The 6,764-nt window shown below is 74.4% G+C and carries 8 protein-coding genes; 7 read left to right on the top strand and 1 reads right to left on the bottom strand.

Features of this window, described 5'->3' with window-relative positions:
- Positions 1-20: 20 nt before the first annotated feature.
- From modA to E2C06_RS27635, 4 genes are all read left to right on the top strand, one after another.
- Entirely contained in the window at positions 21-800 is a 780-nt protein-coding gene (gene modA / locus E2C06_RS27620) for a molybdate ABC transporter substrate-binding protein (RefSeq protein WP_133291808.1), read from the top strand.
- Positions 801-804: 4 nt separating this feature from the next.
- Positions 805-1,527: a beta/alpha barrel domain-containing protein gene (locus E2C06_RS27625; RefSeq protein WP_133291809.1), complete on the top strand. Its 723-nt coding sequence runs from the start codon at positions 805-807 to the stop codon at positions 1,525-1,527.
- Positions 1,528-1,558: 31 nt separating this feature from the next.
- Entirely contained in the window at positions 1,559-2,302 is a 744-nt protein-coding gene (locus tag E2C06_RS27630; RefSeq protein WP_133291810.1) for a sulfite exporter TauE/SafE family protein, read from the top strand.
- A 135-nt stretch (positions 2,303-2,437) separates the two neighbouring features.
- Positions 2,438-3,454 carry a hypothetical protein gene (locus tag E2C06_RS27635; protein ID WP_193560514.1) on the top strand — a complete coding sequence of 339 codons (1,017 nt, stop codon included), beginning with the start codon at positions 2,438-2,440 and terminating at the stop codon, positions 3,452-3,454.
- Here E2C06_RS27635 and E2C06_RS27640 read toward each other — a convergent pair.
- Positions 3,418-3,777, bottom strand: coding sequence for a DUF427 domain-containing protein (locus tag E2C06_RS27640; RefSeq protein WP_133291811.1), 360 nt, complete (start codon positions 3,775-3,777; stop codon positions 3,418-3,420). The genes E2C06_RS27635 and E2C06_RS27640 overlap by 37 nt on opposite strands.
- A gap of 96 nt (positions 3,778-3,873) precedes the next feature.
- Here E2C06_RS27640 and E2C06_RS27645 point away from each other — a divergent pair, with 96 nt between their 5' ends.
- The 3 genes from E2C06_RS27645 to E2C06_RS27655 are packed head-to-tail and all read left to right on the top strand — an operon-like array spanning position 3,874 to position 6,749.
- Positions 3,874-4,314: a DoxX family protein gene (locus E2C06_RS27645; RefSeq protein WP_165982701.1), complete on the top strand. Its 441-nt coding sequence runs from the start codon at positions 3,874-3,876 to the stop codon at positions 4,312-4,314.
- A gap of 4 nt (positions 4,315-4,318) precedes the next feature.
- On the top strand, positions 4,319-5,416 hold the full coding sequence (locus tag E2C06_RS27650) for an OpgC family protein (RefSeq protein WP_165982702.1): 1,098 nt from the start codon (positions 4,319-4,321) through the stop codon (positions 5,414-5,416).
- Between the two features lie 55 nt (positions 5,417-5,471).
- Positions 5,472-6,749, top strand: a complete 1,278-nt coding sequence (locus E2C06_RS27655; protein ID WP_133291814.1) for an amidohydrolase — start codon at positions 5,472-5,474, stop codon at positions 6,747-6,749.
- Positions 6,750-6,764: the final 15 nt, after the last annotated feature.

Raw genomic sequence — 6,764 nt, forward strand, 5'->3', positions numbered from 1 at the left:
GGCTGCCCGAAAGGAGATCCATGCGCCGCCGCCCAATGCTGCTCGCTGTTCTCTTCCTGGCGATCCGCCCGGCCCGCGCCCAGCCGGCGGCGCCGCTGACCGTCTTCGCCGCCGCGTCGCTGCAGGACGCGCTGCGGGCGCTGGAGCCGGCCTGGCGCGCCGACCCGGCGCATCCGCCGCTCCGGCTCTCCTTCGCCGCCTCCTCGGCGCTCGCCCGGCAGGTGGAGCAGGGCGCCCCGGCCGACCTCTTCCTGTCCGCCGACGAGCCCTGGATGGACTACCTGGCCCAGCGCGGGCTGGTCGAGGCGGAGACGCGGGTCAGCCCGCTCGGCAATGCGCTGGTGCTGGTGGCGCCGGCCAATTCGCCTGTTGCCCCCTTCGCCATCGGGCCGGGCACCGACCTCGCCGCGCTGCTCGGCCCGCAGGGGCGGCTGGCGACCGGCGACCCGGCGCATGTCCCGGCCGGGATCTATGCCAGGGCGGCGCTCGAGAGCCTCGGCCAATGGGCGGCGGTCGCGCCGCGGCTGGCCCGGGCGGAGAATGTCCGGGCCGCGCTCTTGCTGGTCGAGCGGGGCGAGGCGCCGCTCGGCATCGTGTATGCGACGGATGCGCGGGCCAGCGCCGGGGTGAAGCTGCTCGGCAGCTTCCCCGCCGGCAGCCACCCGCCGGTCACCTACCCCTTCGCGGTCACCCACCACGCCGCGGCGCGGCCGGCGGCGCGGGCGCTGCTGGCCTTCCTGGCCGGGCCGGAGGCGGCCGCGACCTGGCGCCGCTTCGGCTTCGCCACCGCGGCACCCTGAGGCGATGCCCCGCCCTGGCGGCGCCCGTGCTGCGGCGGAGCGGCTTTTCCCGGTGGCGGGCTGCGGCGCGGCGCGGCGCTTCGCCGCCGGCGGCGCGCAACTGGAACAGGGGGCCGATATCCTCCTGGCGGAGGGGCCGGCCGCCGCGCCGCACCTCGCCGCGCGCACCGCCCGGGCGCTGCTCGAACTCGGCTCCGGCATCGCCGCGCGGGCGCGGCGCATCCCGCTGGCGGCGCGGCAGGGTCGGCCGCGCATCGCTGTGGCCTGCGGCGGCGGGCCGCTGCCCGGCGCCGGCGACGTGGCGCTGAAGGCGGTGATGGCCGCGGGCTGCCCGCCGCACCGTTTCGGCCTTTCCGACGGCAACCTGGTCCTCGCCCGGCACCGCGCCTTCCTCGGCCGGCAACCGCCGCGCGAATGGGTCGCCCGGCTGCGCGCGGCACCGCCGGAGCGCCGCATCGCGGTGGAAGCGGGCAGCGTCGACGAGGCGGTGCTCCTCGCCCGTTCCGGCGCGGATCGCATCCATCTCGCCCGCCTGGCGCCGGAGCAGGTGGCGGATGCGGTGCGGGCCATCAGCGCTTCGGACCGCCGGCCCGCCCTTGCCGCGGCGGGCGGCATCGACGAGGGCAATGCGGCGGTCTATGCCGCGGCCGGGGCGGATGTGCTGGTCACCGCCGCTCCCTATGCGGCGCCGCCGATCGAGGTGACGCTGGCGATGGCGGAGGGCTGAAGGCGCTCCCGGCGCGGGAGGCGCGGCTGGCTTGGATCCCCTGATCGGCGTTGTGGCGTTCGGTGCCGCGGCGGGCGGCTTCGTGCAGGGGCTCTCGGGCTTCGCCTTCGGCCTGGTGGCGCTGAGCATCTGGGCCTGGGTGCTGGACCCGGTGCTGGCCGGGCCGCTGACCGTCTTCTGCTCGCTGGTCGGGCAGCTGCTCTCGATCGGCTCGCTGCGCCATGCCTTCGAGCTGCGCCGGGCGCTGCCCTTCATCCTCGGCGGCGTGCTCGGCGTGCCGCTCGGCGTCGCGCTGCTGCAGCGGATCGACCCGGTGGCCTTCCGGCTCGCGGTCGGGCTGCTGCTGGTGGTCTGGTGCCCGGCGATGCTGCTGGCGCGCGACCTGCCGCGGGTGACGCGCGGCGGGCGGCTGGCGGATGCGGCGGCGGGGCTGGTCGGCGGGGTGATGGGCGGGCTCGGCGGGCTGACCGGGCCGGCGCCGACGCTCTGGGTCACGCTGCGCGGCTGGGGGCGGGATGCGCAGCGGGCGGTGTTCCAGGGCTTCAACCTGGCGATGCATGCACTGACCATGGCGACCCTGCTGGCCAGCGGGACCTTCCCGGCAGCGGCCTGGCCGCTCTGCCTGGTGGCCGGGCCCGCGATGCTGCTGCCGGCGCTGCTCGGCGCGCGGCTCTACCGGCGGTTCAGCGACACCGCCTTCCGGCGGGTGGTGCTGGGGCTGCTGGCGGTCTCCGGCCTGGTGCTGCTGGCGACCACGGTGCCGAAGCTCTGGTGAGGCGGGGCGCTCGGCGCCCGGTTCGGCCGGCCGCGCCAGCCCTTTGCCGGCACGGCAGGTTCAGGCCGCCGGGCGGTTCCGCCCCGCGGCGATCTGCTGTAGGCGGCATGCGGCTTCCCGGAGTGACCCTGCCCGATGCGCCGCCTCCTGCTGCTCGCCTGCCTGCTCGGCTTCGCCGTCCCCGCGATGGCCGAGCCGGTGCGCTTCGTCGCCTTCGGCGACATGCCGTATTGCCGGCCGGAGGCGCCGGAGCGCTGCGCCGAGGAGGAAGCGCGCGTCGCCCGGCTGATGGCGGCGATCAACGCGGCACGGCCCGCGTTCTCGGTTTTCGTCGGCGACACCAAGGGCGGGGCGGAGCTCTGCACCGACGACAAGCTGCTGCGCGCCTTCACCTGGATGGGGCTGGCCGACGACCCGCTGGTCTATACTCCGGGCGACAACGAATGGACCGATTGCTGGCAGGACCGCGCCGGGCGCTACGACCCGCAGGAGCGGCTGGCGCTGCTGCGCCAGCGCTTCTTCGCCGGCGCCGGGAGCCTCGGGCGGCGGCCGATGCCGCTGCGGCGGCAGGCGGCGCCGACCATCGAGAATGCGCGCTGGATGCGGGACGGCGTGCTGTTCCTGACGCTGCACGTGCCCGGCAGCAACAACGGACGGCCGGCAGAGCCGGGGGAGCCGGCCGCGCGGTCGCTGCCGCAGGGGCCGGCGGCGCTGGCTGAATTCGCGGCGCGCGACGCCGCCAACCAAGCCTGGCTGGCCGAGAGCTTCGCCGCGGCGCCTGAGGCCAGGGCGGCGGTGATCGCCATCCAGGCCGACCTCTTCTACCGCCAGGCCTGCGGCCAGGGCTACGACAGCGGCTACCGCGCGATCCGCGACGCCATCGCCCAGGCCGCCGCCGGCTTCGGCCGGCCGGTCCTGCTCATCAACGGCGACAGCCACGTCTTCGTCCACCACGAGCCGCTGGAGGCGGCGCCCAACCTGACCCGCCTGCAGGTGCCGGGCGAGGCCGACGTGCAGGCGGTGGTCGTCACGCTCGATCCCGGGGCGGCGCAGCCCTACCGCTTCGAGGTGATCGGCGAGGCGGGCGTGCCGCCGCAGCGGCCGCCCTGCGCCGGCTACACCTCCTCGATGCGGTCGACGCGGTCGGGGTAGAAGGCGAGGTGGCCGGCGATCTGCTGCATCGCCGGGAAGGGGCTCTCGTAGGACCAGATGGCGTTCTCGGCGCGGCGGCCGCCGGCCTCGATGCTGTAGTAGCTGGCATCGCCCTTGTAGGGGCAATGCGTGCTGCGCTCGGTCCGCCGCAGCAGCGCCGCATCGGCATCCTCGCGCGGGATGTACTGCACGGCCGGGTAGCTCGCCTCCTGCAGGGTCAGGGCGCGGGAGGTCTCCGCCACCACCTGGCCGTTGAAGGTGACGCGCAGCCGCTTCGGGTTGGGCGTGATGGTGATGGGATGGTCGGGGCCGGGGAGCTTCATGCAGGGGTCCTCCTGCCCCGCAAGATGGGGGTGGCGAGGCCGCGTAACCAGCGGCGCCCGGGCGGCGAAACGGTCCTGGCAAGGGGAGGCACGGTGATGACCCTCGACAAGGACCGCATCCTGCGGCAGCTGGCCTGGATCGCCGCGATCTGGATCGCCTACGAGTTCCTCTGGTACGAGCAGTACAAGCTGGCCGGCCCGACCCTGGTCTTCGACCGGCTGAGCGACTGGAGCGGCATCCCGGAGAAGCCCTTCCGGCTCTTCGTCGCCGGCATGGAGATCTGCGCCGCGCTGCTGGTGCTGATCCCGCGCACCCGCGTCCTCGGCGCCGGCTTCGCGCTCGGGATCATGAGCGGGGCGATCTTCTTCCATCTCTTCACCCCGCTCGGCGTCGATCCCTACGGCGACGGCGCCACGCTGTTCAAGGAGGCCTGCTTCACCTGGGTGATGGCGGCCTTCGTGCTTTTCGCGCACGGGGACGAAGCCCTGGCGCTGCTCCGGCGCTATGCTCCCTTCCTGGGACCGAAGGCGGCCTGAGGCGATGATCCTGCAGCGGCCACCCCGCGACACGCGGCTCGACCTGTTGCGCGGCTGGCTGCAGCTGCAGATCTTCGTCTCCCACGCGCATGGCTCGCTGATCGGCGCCTGGCTGATCACCGCGGCCTGGGGCTTCTCCGACAGCTCGGAGCAGTTCGTCTACCTGTCCGGCTTCGCGCTGGGCTCGGTCTTCACACTGAAGGCGCATCGCGGGGGGTGGCGGGCCGGGCTGCTGGACCTTGTGCCGCGGATCCGGCGGCTCTGGGCGACGCACATGATCGTCGTCTGCGGCATGGCGGCGATGGTGATCGCGGTGAACCTCTCGGTGCCCCTGCCCGGGGAGGCGCGGCGGCTCGGCTGGGGCTGGCTGCTGGAGGCGCCGTGGTTCGCGCTGCCCGGCGCCGCGACGCTGCTGTGGCAGCCGAACGAGATGGGCATCCTGCCGGTCTTCCTCTGGTCCATGCTGCTGCTGCCCGGCTTCCTCTGGCTGGTCGGGCGCATCGGCGCCTGGGCGTTGCTGCCGAGCCTCGCGCTCTACGGCGCGGTGCAGGCCTGGGGCTGGCACCTGCCGGGCCTCGGCGGGACGGAGGTGGAGTTCAACCCGCTGGCCTGGCAGCTGCTGTTCATCCTGGGCGCCTGGTTCGGCCGGCGGGCGCTGTTCCGCGGGCGGGCGATCGGGGTGAACCGCTGGCTGCTGGGCGGGGCGGGGCTGGTGCTGCTGGCCGGGGTGCTGGGCCGGCTGGCCGAGCAGCGCGGGATATATGATATATCCGCCCTGGCGGCGAAGCAGGACCTCGCCCCGGCGCGGGTGCTGCACAGCCTGGCGCTGGCCTATGCCGTGGTCTGCGCCTTCCGGGTGCGGGAGGTGGCGCTGCGCGGCGCCCTGTCGCGCGCCCTGGCCGCGGCCGGCCGGCAGAGCCTGCACGTGTTCTGCGTCGGGTTGTTCCTGTCCTATGGCCTGGCCGTGCTGTTCCGGTTGCACGGCTGGTCGCCGTGGCTGGAGGCGCTGGCGGTGGCCGGCTGCTGCGCGCTGCTGGGCTTCGCCGCCCTGTCCGAGGGGACGCCCGGTTTGACCCGCGCCCTGAAAGACTCCCAAAAATAGAGGGCGGGTCCGGGGGGGATACTTCCCCCCGGTGCTTTCTTCCTGGGGGGCTGCGATGCTGCTGTCGAATTGCCGGCTGGCCGATGGCCGCACGGGCATGCATGTCCTGGTCCGCGGCGAGCGCGTCGCGGCGATCCTCGACGCCCCCGTGCCCGACCCCGAGGTGGTGGACCTCGGCGGTGCGCTGCTGCTGCCGGCGCTGACCGATTTCCACCTCCACCTCGACAAGTCGCTCTTCGGCCTGCCCTGGATGCCGCACGCCGCCGGCCCCGACCGGATGAGCCGGATCGAGACCGATGCGCGCGTGCTGCCCGGCCTGCCGGTGGAGCCGCGCGCCACCGCGATGCTGCGCCGCTGCCTCGCCGCGGGGAGCGTGCATTTCCGCAGCCATGTGGACATCACCCCCGCCTTCGGCCTGCGCAACCTGGAAGGCGTGCTGGCGGTGAAGGCCGCGCATGCCGGGATGTGCCACATCCAGACGGTCGCCTTCCCGCAGGCCGGGGTGATGCGGGCGCCGGGGACGCTCGCGCTGCTGGAGGAGGCGTTGCGGCAGGGGGCCGAGGTGCTCGGCGGGCTCGACCCCTGCGAGGTGGACCGCGACCCGAAGGGGCAGCTGGACGCGATCTTCGGCCTCGCGGGGCGGCATGGCGTCGGGCTCGATATCCACCTGCATGAGGCCGGCGAGCTCGGGCTCTTCTCGATCGCCGAGATCTGCGCGCGGACCCGGGCGCTGGGCATGCAGGGCCAAGTCTGGGTGAGCCACGGCTTCGCGCTCGGCGCGGCGCCGGAGGGGAAGCTGATGGCGGCGGCCGCTGACATGGCCGGGGCGGGGGTTGGGCTGGTGAGCCATGGCGCCGGGGCGGCGCCGCTGCCGCCGCTGCTGCGCCTGGCGGAGGCGGGGGTGCCGGTCGCGCTCGGCAACGACAACATGCGGGATACCTGGGGGCCCTATGGCACCGGGGACATGCTGGAGCGGGCGGCGATCATCGGCTGGCGGCTGGATGCGCGGACGGATGCGGCGATGGAGCGGGTGTTCGGCTGGGTGGTGGAGTCGGGGGCGCGGGCGATGGGGGTGGAGGTGCCGGCGGTGGCGGTGGGGGGTGTGGCGAGTTTCGTGTCGGTGGCGGCGGAGGGGGTGGCGGAGGCGGTGGCGCAGCATGCGAAGCGGGGGCTGGTGGTGTTTCGGGGCAGGGTGGCATGGCATCCGGAAAACCATTGCCTTGATTCGGCTCCGGCGGGGAGTGTCAGGAATTCCGTGTGCGTCCGGTCGGTTGAACGACACGGTCAGGCCAGGGCTTTGGTGAAGCGCTGGCCGAACAGGACGGCGAACTGAGCCTTGGCCATGGCC

Source organism: Dankookia rubra (genome assembly GCF_004355005.1).
Lineage (GTDB): Bacteria > Pseudomonadota > Alphaproteobacteria > Acetobacterales > Acetobacteraceae > Paracraurococcus > Paracraurococcus ruber_A.

Bases quoted from the DNA above. Each gene is read 5' to 3' on its own strand.
- E2C06_RS27645 (WP_165982701.1), top strand. From the start codon at position 3,874: ATGACCCTCGACAAGGACCGCATCCTGCGGCAGCTGGCCTGGATCGCC.
- E2C06_RS27640 (WP_133291811.1), bottom strand. From the start codon at position 3,777: ATGAAGCTCCCCGGCCCCGACCATCCCATCACCATCACGCCCAACCCG.
- E2C06_RS27655 (WP_133291814.1), top strand. From the start codon at position 5,472: ATGCTGCTGTCGAATTGCCGGCTGGCCGATGGCCGCACGGGCATGCAT.
- modA (WP_133291808.1), top strand. From the start codon at position 21: ATGCGCCGCCGCCCAATGCTGCTCGCTGTTCTCTTCCTGGCGATCCGC.
- E2C06_RS27650 (WP_165982702.1), top strand. From the start codon at position 4,319: ATGATCCTGCAGCGGCCACCCCGCGACACGCGGCTCGACCTGTTGCGC.
- E2C06_RS27635 (WP_193560514.1), top strand. From the start codon at position 2,438: ATGCGCCGCCTCCTGCTGCTCGCCTGCCTGCTCGGCTTCGCCGTCCCC.
- E2C06_RS27625 (WP_133291809.1), top strand. From the start codon at position 805: ATGCCCCGCCCTGGCGGCGCCCGTGCTGCGGCGGAGCGGCTTTTCCCG.